The organism is Streptomyces sp. PsTaAH-124 (assembly GCF_000373685.1).
GTDB lineage: Bacteria > Actinomycetota > Actinomycetes > Streptomycetales > Streptomycetaceae > Streptomyces > Streptomyces andamanensis.
This window is the reverse complement of record NZ_KB892162.1, coordinates 96371-109207: the sequence shown is the minus strand read 5'-3', so window position 1 is coordinate 109207 and position 12837 is coordinate 96371. Positions and strand designations below refer to the sequence as shown.

Sequence of the window (12837 nt, the reverse complement as noted above, 5' to 3'; positions counted from 1 at the left end):
CTTGCCCGTATGTCAAGTACGGGTGTTCCCATGGGGGTTGCGGGCGCCCCTGACGGGGGCGGCCGGACGGCCCGCGGCACGTGACACGGACCCGCGAGGCCGCGGCCGACGCCCCCGCCCTCCGGCTTCGCCGCCGACCGGCTCGGCTGGTATTACTGGGGCATGCAGGAAGAGACCGCACGCTCCGCGATCGACACGTTCATCTCCGCGTTCAACGCCTCGGACGACAGCTATGTGACGGCCCTGCTCTCCCAGGCCCTGACCTCGGACGTGGTCTTCTGGGGGCCGTTGGGGCGCAGCGAAGGGATCGAGGCGGTCGAGCGGTTCGTGCTGGACATCCGGCGCCATCCGGCCGGGACCGGCACGATGGTGCGCTGCTCGGCGGTGGACATGCCGGACGAATGGGCCCGGTACCAGTGGGTCTTCACCACCCCTGACGGAGGCCCCCGCCTGGCGGGAACGGACGTCGTCCATCTGCGACGGAGCCTCATCGACCAGGTCATCGTCTTCGCGGGGGAGATCGAGCCGTTCGCCTCCTGAGCCGTCCTTCCGCCGCTGTCCTTCTCCCGAGCCTGCCCCGTCGGCGCTCCGGCCCGCTGTCTCCCCGGTCGGAGCACTACAGGGCGCCGTCGTCAGGTGCCGTGCGCCGCGCGGACCGGGCCGTCGGCTGGGCGCCGCGTTCGGTCTCGTCGCGCACCAGGAGGGAGAGCAGCGAGGCCACGGAGAGACCGGCCTCCGCCGGGTGGCGCAGCACCTTGTCCGGCTCGATGCGGTAGGTGTTCGTGCGCCCGTCGCGGGTGTGGGAGAGGTAACCGCCCTCCTCCAGATCGGAGATGATCCGCTGGACGGCGCGCTCCGTCAGCCGGCAGTGGGCGGCGATGTCCCGGATACGGACGTTCGGGTTGTCGGCGATGGCCGCCAGCACACGCGCGTGGTTGGTGACGAACGTCCAGCCGGTGTGGGATTCGGGTACGGCGACCATGCGCAGCATTTTAGAGCACATCATTGCCGGAATGCGGATACGTGACATACTTTTCGTGCAATGGCTGACCGGCTCCCGTGGGGGGAGGCGACAGTGAGGAGCCCGAGAGTGCCTTGGGAAGAGGCCCCGATGTCCGACATGAGGAGCGCTGCCGGGAGGGGTGACGGGGTGCCGGAGCGGACCGGCTCACGCGCCTCGGCGGGAGCCGCGGTGATGCAGTACGAACTGCGCGGAGTCCGGGTCGTCGTCATGCACGGTGCCTACGACCAGCACTCGATCCCGCCCCTGGAGGAGGCGCTCGCCGCCGCGGCCCGGGAATGCTCCCTCGTGGTCCTGGACGCCTCCGGTGTGAGGTTCGCCGACTCGTCCCTGCTCAACCTGATGCTCCGCACCCGCCGCGTGGTCGCCCTGCGGCTGGCCGCGCCGCCGCCCCAGCTCCAGCGGCTCCTGGAGATCACGGGGGCCGACGCGGTGCTGGACACGCGGGCGACCGTGGAGGAAGCCGTCGGCGCATAGGTCCGGCGGCGGGTCGGACGCTCACTCGTCGAGCGCGGCCGTCATCGCGTCGAGGTCGGCGAGCAGCGCCGCGAGACGGTCCTCGGGTACGTGTCCGATCATGCGTCTCTCGACGGCGTACACGGCGCCGCGGGCGGCGTGCAGGCGCTGCTGCCCGGCCGGAGTGAGATGGACGGGCAGGGCACGGCCGTGGTCGGTGGTGGCCGCCCGGGTGATGAGGCCGGCCTCTCTGAGGCCGCGCAGGACGACGTTGGCCGACTGCCGCGTGACGAAGGTGCCCCGCGCCAGGTCGGCGTTGGACAGGCCGGGCCGCTGGTCGAGGAGTTCGAGGCAGGAGTACTGCGGGACGGTGAGGCCGTGCTCGCGCAGGGCCTTGTCCATGGCGCCGCGCAGCGCGGCCGCGGCACGTTTGAGGCGGTACCCCACATGCTCCGTCACGTCCTGGGCCGGATGGGGCGGGGGCACGGCTGAACGATCATCCATGTCAGCATTTTGACATACCCGGAGCGGGCGCCTACGGTTTCTTATGTCAAAGTCCTGACATCCACCTCCGGAGGAACCATGACCGCCACCGTCGAAGGCCCCGATTTCATCGCTCTCCAGGTGAAGGACGTGCCCGCCGCTGCCGCCTTCTTCGAGGAGCGCCTCGGACTGCGCCGCGCGCCCGCCTCGCCACCCGGCGCGGTGGTGTTCACCACCAGCCCGGTCCCGTTCGCGGTGCGCGAGCCGCTCCCGGGCGTCGACCTGGACGGTGCTGCCCGCCCCGGCCTGGGCGTGGCGCTCTGGCTGCGCGCCTCGGACGCGAGCGCGGTGCGCGAACAGCTGGTGCGGGCGGGCACGGAGGAGGTCAGCCCCTTGCAGGACAGTCCGTTCGGCCCGATGTTCTCCTTCACCGGTCCCGAGGGATATCGGCTCACCGTGCACGGCGGCTGACCCGGAACACCTCGCGGAGCGGCCTCGAACACAGCGGAAAGGGGCCTCCCTGAACGGGAGGCCCCTTTCCGGGGGCCGGGCGGCGGAAAGCAGGAAAAGGGATCTCAGTCCTTGAAGACGTCCTTGGTCTTCTCCTTGGCCTCACGGGCATCACCCAGACTCTTCTCGGCCTTTCCCTCGGCGGCCATCCGCTCATTGCCGAGCGCCTTGCCCACGGCCTCCTTGGCCACGCCCTGGGCCTGCTCGGTCTTCGCCTTGGCCTTCTCGCCCGCGGTCATGACAGGCACCTCCTCAGAGAGTCTTCCAGTGTTGCGACGACCCCCTTGTGCCCCTGCTTCCTCACCACAAACAAAGGTTTTCCGAGGAATGCGCGACGGGATGCAGGGCACACGGCAGTCCAGGAGGTTGATAACTATGGTTCCCCTTTTGCTGGTCCTGCTTCTCGCCCTCGTCCTTTTCGGCGCGGGTTTCGCCCTCAAGGTCCTGTGGTGGGTGGCTCTCGTCGTCCTGGTCGTGTGGCTGCTCGGGTTCCTCATGCGCTCCACCAACGCGGGCGGCGGTCGTGGCCGCTGGTATCGATGGTGACCTGACACCGCAGCTGCCCCCGCTCTTCGCAGGGCCCGACCGCACGGCGGTCGGGCCCTGCGGGCATGAGGGCGAGCGGGCCGCGGGGCCGTCCTATAGTTGCCCGCATGAGCCGTTGGAGGGATGTGACCGGGGGGAAGTCCGGAGAGGACTACGCCGCACGGTTCGCGGCCCTGGCCCGCGCGGGCCAGGACGTGCACGGAGAGGCCCGGTTGTGCGCGGCGCTCGTGCCGCCGGGAGCACGCGTGCTGGACGCCGGGTGCGGCACCGGGCGGGTCATGATCCGGCTCGCCGAGCTCGGCTACGACTGCGTCGGCGTGGATCTCGACGCGTCGATGCTGGCGGTCGCGCGGCGCGAGGCCCCGGGACTTCCCTGGTTCCAGGCCGATCTGGCGGAGTTCGACCCGGCCGGGCTCGGCATCGCGGGAGACTTCGACCTGGTCGTCGCCGCGGGCAATGTCCTCCCACTGCTGGCCGCGGACACCGAGGCCGCGGTGGTCCGGCGGCTGACCGCGGCCCTCGGTCCGGGCGGTCTGCTGGTCGCGGGCTTCGGCCTGGACGAGGCCCACCTGCCCGTGCCGTCCGGCATCACCCTGCCGGAGTACGACGGCCACTGCGCCGCGGCCGGTCTCACCCTCGTCGACCGCTTCGCCACCTGGGACGCGGAACCGTACGACGGCGGTGGCTACGCCGTCAGCGTCCACCGCCGGTGAGGAGCGGACGGCGCCTTTCCCGCGGGCCCTCCGCGACCGGGGGTGCGCAGAGGGCACCGGGTGACGCGTGGACGACGGTTCAGCCGGGCGTCCCCTGCTGGGCGGCGGTGCCGTTGCACGTGCGGAGATCGACCTCGGTGCCGTTGGCGCTGCCCGCCCCTGCCACGTCGGCATACTCGCCGCCGTAGCCGTGGGCGGCGGTGGTGCCGCAGGGCGGATCGGCCGGGGTGCCGCCCCCGGTGACCGCCCGGAAGATCCTGGTGAACTGGTAGGCGCTCCGCGGAGTGCCGCCGGCGCCGGCGTTCTGGAGCAGCGCGACGCCGTTGGACTCCAGACCGCCCGGGCCGACGGGAAACGTGTGGTCGACGTCCAGGGTCCTGCCCTGCGCCGACGTCCGCGCGCCCCGAGCAGAACCGGCTCCTGCTCCAGGAGATCGCGTGGGCGGCCGGCGGCAGCGGCCCCGTCACCCCGCCGCCCGGAGGCGTGTCCGGCCGGATCATCGGCTACGGCGGCACATGCGTGGACGTGGCGGGCGGCGGCTCCGCCGACGGCACGGCCGTCCAGCTCTACGACTGCAACGGCACCGCGGCCCAGCAGTGGACGGTCGGCTCCGACCGGACGCTCAGGGCGCTCGGCAAGTGCCTGGACGTGACCGCGGCGGGAACCGCCGACGGCACCAAGGTGCAGTTGTACGGCTGCAACGGCTCAGGAGCCCAGGTCTGGCAGCACCGTTCCGGCGGTGAACTGGTCAACCCCGCCTCCGGCAAGTGCCTCGACGCCACGGGCCCCGGCTCCGCCAACGGCACTCGGCTCCAGATCTGGACCTGCTACGCGAGCGCCGACCAGCAGTGGACACTCCCGAGCTGATGCCACGTGCCGACGCACGTCCCGCCGGGGCGCCGCCGGGAGGGAGCAGCCTCCCGGCGCGCCCCGGCACACCGCCGCGGGACTCACGCGCCCCGCGGACAGGAGCGGAAGAAGTCGACGAGGGCCGCGCTCACCTCGACCGGCCGTTCCTGCTGGGTCCAGTGCCCGCAGCCGGTCAGCTCCAGGGGCGGGCGCAGCAGGCCGGGCATCCGGTCGGGTAGCTTCCGGATGAGTTCGGGGGTGCCGGGGAAGGCGGCGACGGGGTCCCGGTCCCCGTAGACGTACAGGGCGGGCGAGGTCACGACGGCGCCCGCCCACGGAGCGGTCAGCTCCCAGTTGCGGTCGAGATTGCGGTACCAGTCGAGCGCCCCCGTGAAGCCCTCGGAGAAACTCTCGGTGAGCGCGTCGAGGTCGCTCTCGGTGAACCACCCGGGCAGCGTCCCCGGGTCGGGCATGGCCGCGAGCCAGCCCCGTTCGGGATCGACGAGCGGCTGCCTGATCTCGCCGGGCACATCGCCGGACGCCCAGTAGATGAACTTCCGCAGCGCGGTGCGTGTGTCCCGCCCGAACTCGGCGTCGGCCACCCCGGGGCGGTTGAAGTAGTTCCAGTAGAAGCGCCCGCCGAACGCCTTCTCCATGGCGACCAGCGGCGGCTGCCTGCCCCGGAACGGCGGCGGCACGCTCAGTCCGGCCACCCCGAGGACCAGGTCCGGGCGCAGCAGCGCGGTGTGCCAGGCGACCGGCGCTCCCCAGTCGTGCCCGACGACGTACGCCTTCTCCTCGCCCAGCTCCCGGATCAGCCCGACGACGTCACCGACCAGGTGCAGGATGCTGTACGCCGCGACGTCCGCGGGATGGTCGCTGCGGCCGTAGCCCCGCTGGTCCGGGGCGACCACGCGGTACCCCGCCTCGACAAGGGGACCGAACTGGTGGCGCCAGGAGCGCCAGGACTCGGGGAAGCCGTGCAGCAGCACGACCAGGGGGCCTTCCCCCTCCTCGGCGATGTGCAGCCGGATCCCGTTCACATGGACCACGCGATGCTCGATCATGAGCCGAGCGTACGCGCCGCCGCACGCCGTGGGCGGGGTCTTCGCACGGCCGGTGGCAGGCCCGTCGCCCGGTGCCGGACGCCGTGCGCAGACGCGTCGGGCGGCACGACGCGAACCTCGCCGCGACGATGTCCGCGCGTCTGCTCGGACCTGGCTTCGACGCCGCCGCCGCCCACCGCCGGGCCGGCTGGACCCGTCCGGTCCTGATGCTCACCCCGCTCGACGCAGGCGCCGGACGGGCGGCGCTCGTCGGGCGGGGGTGCGGACGACCGGCTCGTCAAACCCGTCACCGGCGCCGAACCGACCGCCCGCACACACGCCCCGTACCGCGCTCCCGTGGTCCCCGGGCGGGCGTCCCTTCCCCGCTTCGGCGACCTGGAACAGCGCCCACCCGCGACCGCCCGGCACAGCGCGGCGCCGACGCACAGCACCGGGCTGAGCCGCACACGGTCGACGCGCTGATCGTCCGGCTACGCCGACGGCTCGGTCCCCCGGACCTGATCCGGGCCGTCCGCGGGACCGGCCACCGCCTGACCGGCCCCGCCTGACGGCCCGGGGCCCATCACCAGGAACACGAAGACGGTGGTGAGGAGCACGACGACCGACGCGGCGAGCCAGGTGGTGCGCATGGCGTGGAGGAAGCCGCCGTACGCCGCCTGGGCGACGGCGTACGACTGCGGGCCGTGGCCGTGCGCCGCCAGGTCCTGGGCGACCTGGAGCGTCGCCGCGACGGATCCGCGCGCCCGCTCCGCCAGTCCCTCGTCCAGACCGCCGACCGCCGGATCGATCCGGGAGCGGTAGGCCGCGTTGAGCACGGAGCCCAGGACGGCGGCGCCGAGCGAACCGCCGACCTGCCGGAAGGTGTTGTTCACCGCCGAGGCCGCGCCCGACTCGCCGGCCGGCAGTGTGGAGACCACCGTCGCGGTCGACGGCGGATGCACGTGCGCGGTCCCGGTGCCGAAGACGAACAGCCAGATCTCGAACAGCCAGATCGGTGTGGACCGGCCGACCGCCGCCAGCCCCAGCAGACCCGCCGCCATGGTCGCCAGACCGAACGTGCACACGGCGCGCACACCGAACCTGGCGACGAGCCTCGGCACCCGGGGCGCGAAGATGATCAGCGAGGCCGCGAGGGGCAGCACACACACCCCGGTGAGCAGCGGCCCGTAGCCGCGCACGCTCTGGAGATAGAAGGTGATCACGAAGGTGCCGCCGACCAGCGCGAAGTAGAGGACGGCCAGCGAGGTCGCCGCGGCGGCGAAGCCGCGCTCGCGGAAGTAGCGCATGTCCAGGGCGGGTTGGGCGACGCGCCGCTCCCACAGGACGAAGGCGGCCAGCAGCACCGCTCCCGCGGCGAGCGGCAGCCCCGCGTCGCGGCCCGTCCAGTCGTTCAGCTCGCCGGCCCGGATCACGCCGTAGACCACGCCGAGCAGCCCCAGACCCGACAGCGCGACGCCGAGCAGATCCATGCGTCGGCCCTCGGAGGTGCCGGACCGCCGGGCGGCCGGCACGAACCGGACCATCGCGACCAGGGCCACGGCCACGATCGGCACATTGACCAGGAACACCGAACCCCACCAGAACCGTTCGAGCAGCGCGCCGCCGATGATCGGGCCGAGGGCGACGGCCACGCCGACCACGGCGGTCCAGATGCCCAGGGCCTTGGTGCGCCGCTCGCCGGGGAAGACCGCGGAGATGATGGCCAGGGTCGCGGGCATGATCAGCGACCCGGCCACGCCCATGACCGCGCGCAGCCCGGTCAGCTGGTCCGGTGTCCTCGCGTACGCCGACAGGGCGGAGGAGACACCGAACAGGGCGACGCCCGCCACGAGCAGCTTCTTGTGCCCGACCCGGTCGCCGAGCAGCCCGGAGACGAGCAGGAGGCCGGCGTAGGCGAGCGTGTAGGCGTCGACGGCCCACTGGAGCTGGCTGTGGTCGGCGCCGAGGCCGACGGGCGCGGGCTCGGCGAGGGTCTTCAACGCCACGTTGAGGATGGAGTTGTCCATCGACACCAGCAGCACGGCGGCCAGTACGGCGACGAGGACCGCGGTGCGGCGTGGCTCGCGGCCGGTGCCCTCGTGCGTCCGTGAGGGGCGGTCGGCCGCGGCGGGGACCGGTGTGCTCAAAGTCCTGTGTCCTCTCGGGGACAGCGACGCCCGGCGGGGCCGGGCGGGCAGGAGTGCGGTCCGGCCGCGTGCCGGTCCCGGACCGTTCGGCTCGGCTCGGACGTCTCGGCTCGCGCGGAGTCTATCCGCGCGGGACGGGGACCGAGGGGAGCGCGGCCGTGTCGTCCCGCGTGATCGCGCCTCAGCGCCTCGGGGCGTTCCGCCTGGGCAGCCAGCGCTGTTCCGCCTCCGCCAGCTCGTCCTCCCCCTGTAGTTCGAAGACCTCGGCCAGGGACGCCACCGTGACCTCGACGTTCCGCAGATGCTGTTCGGAGTGGATCGTGGCGGCGGTGAGCTGCATGGCCCGCAGGGCCGAGCGCATGAGGTGGTTGGCCCACACGACGGTGGAGATGCCCTCCTCGGCGAAGACCTCGGTGGGCGTCGTGTAGTACGTCGTCGGCACGATGACGACCGGCAGCCGGTCGCCCCACTCCGCCTTGAACGCCAGGATCTCGCTCGGGTCGGAGCGGGCCGAGTGGATCAGGATCGCGTCGGCGCCGGCGCACCGGTACAGCTCGGCGCGGCGCAGTGCCTCGGCCGGTCCCTCGCCCGCGATGAGCGCCTCGGTGCGGGCCACGACGACGAAGTCGGGGTCGTGCTGGGACGCCTTCGCGGCCTGGATCTTCCCGGCGAACTCCTCGGCGTCGGCGAGTGGTTGGGTGCCGCCGCGGACGAAGCTGTTCGTCTTCGGGAAGAGTTTGTCCTCGATGCACACTCCGGCGATCCCGCGCTGTTCGAGTTTGCGCACGAGACGGCGTACCGAGTTGAAGTTGCCGTAGCCCGTGTCCCCGTCGAGCAGGATCGGGATGCCGGTCGCGTCGCTCATGAACTCGGCGACCTCCAGGACCTGGGTCCAGCTCGCCTCGTTGCTGTCGCGCACCCCCAGCGCCGCGGCGATCGACAGACCGCTGGCCCAGATGCCCTCGAAGCCGGCCCGTTCGACGAGCTTCGCCGACAGGCCGTTGTGCGCCTCCATCAGGAAGCTGATCTCCGGGCGGTCCAGCAGGTGTCTGAGCGTGGCTGTCTTGTCCGACGCCGGGCCGGTGCCGCTCATGAGGCCGTCGCCGTCGTGACGGGGGAGGCGTACAGGGCACGCAGCCGTGTCGCGATCTCCGGGAGGGCGAGGGGGACCCGCGGTGCGGGCACCGGGTCGGTCGTCACCTTGATCTCCAGCAGCCGGGGCCCCGGCTGTGCCATCAGTTTGCCGTACGCGGAGGGGAGTTCCGCCGGTGCGGCGCAGTACGCCGTCGCGGCGTAGCCCAGCAGCCCGGCGGTCGCGGCGAACGGCACCGGCCCCTGGAGCGGCTGCCCGCCGGTGGAGTCGTAGCAGCCGTTGTTGTAGATGACATGGAGCAGGTCCGGCCCCGAAGCCGCGACACTGACCAGGGTCCCGAAGCGCATCAGGGACGCTCCGTCGCCGTCGAACACCGCCACCGGCCGTCCGCCCGCGCGCGCGATGCCGAGGCCGACCGCCGAGGCGCAGCCCATGGATCCGCTGAGATAGAGATGGGTCGGGCGGTCCCCGGCGGCGTACAGCTCACGGCCGGTCAGCCCGGTCGTCGTGACGACCACCTGCTCCTCGGGCAGCCGCTCCCGCAGCCATCTGATCGCCTGCGCCCTGCTCAGCCGGTCGCCGGTGCCCGGCACCTGCTGCGGCACGCTCCGGCCGAGCGGCACGGTCTGCGGGCCCTCCCGGAAGGTCCCCTTCCTGATCAGCAGGCAGTAGGCCCGTCGGGAGGCGTCCATCGCCCGCTCGGCCTCCTCCACCGCCCGGACGAACCCGGCGGAGTCGGCCGGGACCCACGCGTGGGCGATCCCGACGTCGTCCAGGATCCGCGCCGTGGTGCGTCCCATCACGTCGTGGTGGGGCTCGTCCCGGGTCCCCGGCTCCCCGCGGACCGACATCAGCAGCAGCACCGGCACACCGTAGGGCAGGCACAGCGAGGCGAGCGGGTTGAGGGCGTCCCCGAGCCCGGAGTTCTGGAGGGCGACCACCACACGCCGGCCGGTGAACCAGGCGCCCGCGGCGACCGACACCGCCTCGCTCTCGCAGGTCGCCGGGAAGTAGGTGACGTCCGGGCGCCGGGCGGCGCGCGCCAGCAGCGGTCCGAGATAGCTGCACGGCACCGCCGCCATCTCGCGGTAGCCGCGGGCCAGCAGGGTGTCGAGGACGAGGTCGGGGTCCAGGGCCGGGGTGTCCCCGGGCGCGGACGTCGCGTTCACGGTCACCTCGCCTGGATCCGGCGCATCAGCCGACGCGCCCCGTCCGGGATCGCGTCCCGGCGGTGCATCATCGCCCGGTTGTCCCAGACCACCAGGTCGCCCGGCTGCCACCGGTGCGCCCAGGCCGCCGCCGGGTTGTCGCAGTACCCCCACAGCTCGTCCAGCAGTGCCTCGGACTCGGCGAGCGGCAGACCCGGTACATAGGCGTTGAGCCGACGGCCCAGGTACAGGGCCTTGCGGCCGCTCTCGGGCCGGACGCGCACCAGGGGATGGACGGCGCCCGAGGAGGTGGTGATGTCGGTGACGGGAGTACGGCCGTGGCGCAGGTCGCCCGCCGCCGTACGGCTGTCGTCGTGCTTGCACGACAGCGACCCGATTCGGTCGCGCAGGGCGGCGGGCAGCGTGTCGTACACGGCCGACATGTCGAGGAACCAGGTGTCGCCGTGGCCCTCGGGCGTCTCGACGGCGTGGAGCGCGCTGGCGAGCGCGGGCTCGGCGACGTAGCACATGTCGGTGTGCCAGCCGAGTTCGCCGCCGCCCAGATGGCCGAGCGGACGGCCGTCCTCGACGATGTTCGAGATGACCATGACCTCGGGCGGCAGCCCGGTGGTGTCGACGATCGCCTCCTGGGTGGGCACCGGCACCGGTGTGCCGAACAGCGCGCCGAACGTCACCAGGTCGTCGGGGGACAGCTCGCAGCGGTGGAACACCAGGACCGGATGGCGCAGCCACGCCTCCTTGATGCGGGGCGCGAGTCCGGGCAGCCGGGCCGAGGTGAGCGGCGGCAGGGTCGCGAACGGGGGGACGGCCGGCGCGGCTTTGTCGGCCGACGAGTGCGTCACCACGTGAATCCTCCTTGCGGCAGGGCGGGAGCCGGACCGGTGAGCCCGCCGAACAGGCTCTCGGTCAGCTCGACGAGATCGGAGACGGCGAAGCGGTCCAGCGGCGGCCGGCGCAGACACGCGACGGCCAGCTCGGACAGGCGCGCGACTTCGCGCAGGGTGGCGCCCGGGGCGTCGGCCCCGTCCAGCAGTTCCATGATCGCCGCGATCTCGGTGTCGCCCGGATGCGGGACGGTGAGCAGGGCCTGGAGGCGGCGGCGCTCGGCCGGAGCGCACCGCTGGTGTCCGACGACGATCGGGAACGTCTTCTTGTGCTGGCGCAGGTCGCTGCGGAGCGGCTTGCCGTTGCGCGCCTCACTGCCCCACAGTCCGCGGTAGTCGTCGATGACCGAGAACGCCGTGGCCACCAGCGCGCCGAACTCCCGGAAGGCCGCGCGGACCTCGCGCTCGGGGGTGCTGACGGCCGCCGCCAGCTCGATCCCGCATCTGATCAGGCACGAGCGGCCCAGAGCCACCGTCCTGACCTGGTCGAGCGTCATGTCGAGCCGCTGCTCCCAGTCCAGGTCGATGTGCTGGGAGTCGGCCATCTCCAGACACGAGTCCAGCAGGGTCCTCGACAGGTCCCGCGCCTCGACATGCGGCCATGCCCCGTCCAGGTAGTCCTGGAGCGCGTCGAGTCCGACGACATAGATCCCGGCCGCCGCCGTCATCGCGTGCCCGGTGCCGTAACTGACCCAGAGCGCCGGGCGGTTCCGGCGGGTGCGGTCGCCGTCCATGATGTCGTCGAGGATGATGCTGAAGTCGTGGACGAGCTGCACCGCTATCGCCGCCGGTACCGCTCTTCGGTGGTCACCGGCTATCGCCCGCGCGGTCAGCAGCGCCAGCAGCGGCCGTACCCGCTTGCCGCGGGAGTCGTCCGCCGTCGGCTCGCCGTCGTCCCAGGAACGCCAGGCCATGTGGTCGCTGACCATCCGCCGGAACGTCTCGGACCGCGGCTGCTCGCGGTGCAGGAAGGCGAACAGCTCCTGGTCGAACTGGTTCAGCAGCGTCCCGGGGATCACGTCCCGGTCCGTTCCGCGGCGACCATGAGATAGGCGATCGAGGAGGCGTGGTACCCGTCGATGAACAACTGCTCGATCGTGTCGCTGTGTTCGCTGCGCCGTCGCAACTCCCAGTAGGGCAGCGCGTCGTCGTCCATCTGGGCCACGTGGTACGGCACGAACCCGGAGTCCAGCAGCGCGCGGAGGTAGGCCCCGCGGGTGTGCATGGTGCAGGCGTAGTGGCGGTCGATCGCGGCGATCACATCGTCCGCCGAACCGCTCTCGTCGACCGCCCAGGTCGCGAAGACATAGCGCCCGCTCGGCCTCACGATCCGGGCGAACTCCCGGAACAGCGCGGTCAGATCGCTGACGTACATCGTGACCTCGTTGGTCAGCGCCGCGTCCACGCTCGCGCGGGGCAGCCCGGTGCGCAGCATGTTCATGTAGTGGAACCGGACCTTGGCGTCGCAGCCGCGCTCGCGGGCGCTGCGTTCGGCGAACCCCCGCTGGTACCGCGAGATCGTGGCGCCGTCGACGAAGCAGCCCAGGCGCTCGTGGGCCATGAAGGCGGTGCCGCCCCGGCCCGAGCCGCCGTCGAAGACGCGGTGCTCGGGCCCCAGCCCGTCGAGCAGGTCGAGCAGCCGCTCGGTCTGCGCGTTCTCCAGTTCGTGCAGCCGGCGCTGCACCGCGGCCTCGTCCTGGAGCGCCCCGGGCGTCCGGTCGAAGTCCCCGATCCCGAAATGGTGGTGGACGAGGTTCGTCTCCTTGCCGAGCAGCAGGTTGAAGTCGTCCTGCTTCTCGTCGTACATCCGGGCGACTTCCCGCTCGTAGGCGGTGTCGACGACTGCTCGACCGCCCGCTGATTCACTCGGCTGCGCTTCGACGGAGTCGAGCGAGACCTTTCTCATACCAGTACCTCGTC

General features: G+C 72.3%; 15 protein-coding genes and 1 pseudogene. 6 read left to right on the top strand and 10 right to left on the bottom strand.

Annotated elements, in window-relative coordinates; genetic code table 11:
- Positions 1-162 precede the first annotated feature (162 nt).
- On the top strand, positions 163-540 hold the full coding sequence (locus B086_RS0108850; RefSeq protein ID WP_018566052.1) for a nuclear transport factor 2 family protein: 378 nt from the start codon (positions 163-165) through the stop codon (positions 538-540).
- Between the two features lie 76 nt (positions 541-616).
- Here B086_RS0108850 and B086_RS39615 read toward each other — a convergent pair whose 3' ends face one another.
- Entirely contained in the window at positions 617-982 is a 366-nt protein-coding gene (locus B086_RS39615) for a helix-turn-helix transcriptional regulator (RefSeq protein ID WP_051115799.1), read from the bottom strand.
- Positions 983-1111: 129 nt separating this feature from the next.
- On the opposite strand from B086_RS39615, the gene B086_RS0108840 reads away from it, so the two are divergent.
- On the top strand, positions 1112-1498 hold the full coding sequence (locus B086_RS0108840) for an STAS domain-containing protein (protein ID WP_051115793.1): 387 nt from the start codon (positions 1112-1114) through the stop codon (positions 1496-1498).
- A 21-nt stretch (positions 1499-1519) separates the two neighbouring features.
- Here B086_RS0108840 and B086_RS0108835 read toward each other — a convergent pair whose 3' ends face one another.
- Positions 1520-1981 carry a MarR family winged helix-turn-helix transcriptional regulator gene (locus B086_RS0108835; RefSeq protein WP_026252244.1) on the bottom strand — a complete coding sequence of 154 codons (462 nt, stop codon included), beginning with the start codon at positions 1979-1981 and terminating at the stop codon, positions 1520-1522.
- A gap of 78 nt (positions 1982-2059) precedes the next feature.
- Here B086_RS0108835 and B086_RS0108830 point away from each other — a divergent pair, with 78 nt between their 5' ends.
- Positions 2060-2431, top strand: a complete 372-nt coding sequence (locus tag B086_RS0108830; RefSeq protein ID WP_018566048.1) for a VOC family protein — start codon at positions 2060-2062, stop codon at positions 2429-2431.
- 104 nt (positions 2432-2535) lie between these two features.
- On the opposite strand, the gene B086_RS42695 is transcribed toward B086_RS0108830, so the two are convergent.
- Positions 2536-2709 carry a CsbD family protein gene (locus B086_RS42695; RefSeq protein ID WP_018566047.1) on the bottom strand — a complete coding sequence of 58 codons (174 nt, stop codon included), beginning with the start codon at positions 2707-2709 and terminating at the stop codon, positions 2536-2538.
- Positions 2710-2845: 136 nt separating this feature from the next.
- Here B086_RS42695 and B086_RS0108820 point away from each other — a divergent pair, with 136 nt between their 5' ends.
- The 3 genes and pseudogenes from B086_RS0108820 to B086_RS0108810 form a co-directional block, all read left to right on the top strand.
- Positions 2846-3016 (top strand): hypothetical protein, encoded by a 171-nt coding sequence (locus B086_RS0108820; RefSeq protein ID WP_026252243.1) that lies wholly within the window; start codon positions 2846-2848, stop codon positions 3014-3016.
- Between the two features lie 107 nt (positions 3017-3123).
- Entirely contained in the window at positions 3124-3729 is a 606-nt protein-coding gene (locus B086_RS0108815) for a class I SAM-dependent methyltransferase (RefSeq protein WP_026252242.1), read from the top strand.
- A 390-nt stretch (positions 3730-4119) separates the two neighbouring features.
- A pseudogene (locus tag B086_RS0108810) lies at positions 4120-4596 on the top strand (ricin-type beta-trefoil lectin domain protein); the annotation flags it as partial.
- Positions 4597-4679: 83 nt separating this feature from the next.
- Here the strand turns inward: B086_RS0108810 and B086_RS0108805 are convergent.
- The 7 genes from B086_RS0108805 to B086_RS39590 all read right to left on the bottom strand — a co-directional run bounded on the left by B086_RS0108805 (position 4680) and on the right by B086_RS39590 (position 12823).
- The gene (locus B086_RS0108805) at positions 4680-5645 is read right to left on the bottom strand and encodes an alpha/beta fold hydrolase (RefSeq protein WP_026252241.1); all 966 of its coding nucleotides are present in this window, start codon (positions 5643-5645) and stop codon (positions 4680-4682) included.
- 470 nt (positions 5646-6115) lie between these two features.
- On the bottom strand, positions 6116-7771 hold the full coding sequence (locus B086_RS39610; RefSeq protein WP_018566042.1) for an MFS transporter: 1656 nt from the start codon (positions 7769-7771) through the stop codon (positions 6116-6118).
- A gap of 181 nt (positions 7772-7952) precedes the next feature.
- Positions 7953-8864, bottom strand: coding sequence for a phosphoenolpyruvate mutase (gene aepX, locus B086_RS0108795; RefSeq protein WP_018566041.1), 912 nt, complete (start codon positions 8862-8864; stop codon positions 7953-7955).
- The gene (locus tag B086_RS39605; RefSeq protein WP_158690376.1) at positions 8861-10033 is read right to left on the bottom strand and encodes a thiamine pyrophosphate-dependent enzyme; all 1173 of its coding nucleotides are present in this window, start codon (positions 10031-10033) and stop codon (positions 8861-8863) included. The genes aepX and B086_RS39605 overlap by 4 nt, the downstream gene beginning before the upstream one ends.
- 2 nt (positions 10034-10035) lie before the next feature.
- Positions 10036-10878, bottom strand: a complete 843-nt coding sequence (locus tag B086_RS39600; RefSeq protein WP_018566039.1) for a TauD/TfdA dioxygenase family protein — start codon at positions 10876-10878, stop codon at positions 10036-10038.
- Positions 10872-11936 carry a polyprenyl synthetase family protein gene (locus B086_RS41905; RefSeq protein WP_051115792.1) on the bottom strand — a complete coding sequence of 355 codons (1065 nt, stop codon included), beginning with the start codon at positions 11934-11936 and terminating at the stop codon, positions 10872-10874. Before B086_RS41905 ends, B086_RS39600 begins: the two co-directional genes overlap by 7 nt.
- A complete protein-coding gene (locus B086_RS39590; RefSeq protein WP_051115791.1) occupies positions 11933-12823 on the bottom strand; it encodes an SAM-dependent methyltransferase in 891 nt (296 codons plus the stop codon). Before B086_RS39590 ends, B086_RS41905 begins: the two co-directional genes overlap by 4 nt.
- Positions 12824-12837 lie beyond the last annotated feature (14 nt).